Source organism: Serratia sp. DD3, assembly GCF_000496755.2.
Window position 1 is genome coordinate 1 of the sequence record NZ_AYKS02000075.1, and the last position, 779, is coordinate 779.

A 779-nucleotide genomic window follows, 5' to 3' on the forward strand; every position below is an offset into this window, starting at 1 on the left:
GCCACTTTTGCCATTGACCAGACCAGCGCCAATGGCGGCAATTACAGCTTTGCCAACCCGTTAACCGGGGCGGGGGTGTTGTCTGTAGTGCTGCAAAATGGCAGCAATAGCTTTGATTTTACTGGCACCACCGGGGCTGACTTTACTGGCACCCTGGCGCTGGGCACCAGCAACTTTACCCTGTCGGGTATCAATACTGCCGCGCTGAGCCAGGCTACATTGGAATTGGGCACTGGTAATAGGACCACCGTGGGGGCCGCTAACCAGACGGTGGGCAACCTGACTTTCAATGGTGGCATATTAAGTTTCGCTGATTTCCCTGCCAGTCAAATCACTACCGGGGAGTTGACCTTGGCGTCGGGTTCAGTACAGGTTGATCCCACCGAGGTGGCCGATAATACCGGTAACCTGCTGCAACAAGATGAAGGCGTACTGGAGCGATTGGTGACCGCCAGTAGTGTGACGGGATCAGCCGCTAACCTGAATCTGACGGACCTCAGTGGAAGCGCGTTGGCGACTTCAGCGGTCAATATCCTTCAGGGCGGTAATATTGTCGCCATCGGTGACTACGGCTATGCATTGGCCAGTGACACCAGCGGGCTATTTATCAATGTAGGGCTGACCCAACTGGCGCTGCAAGACAATCAAACCCTGACCTTATCGGGTGACAGCCTCACCCCCACTGGTGCCAATAATATGACGGCGTTGCTCACCGGTTCAGGCAACCTGGCGATTGAGGCCACTACGCTGATTGAACTCAACAACAGCAGTAACGATTA

1 pseudogene is annotated in these 779 nt (G+C 54.8%); it reads left to right on the forward strand.

What is annotated here, in order from left to right:
* Nucleotides 1-779: pseudogene (locus IO95_RS25670) on the forward strand (autotransporter barrel domain-containing lipoprotein); the annotation flags it as partial.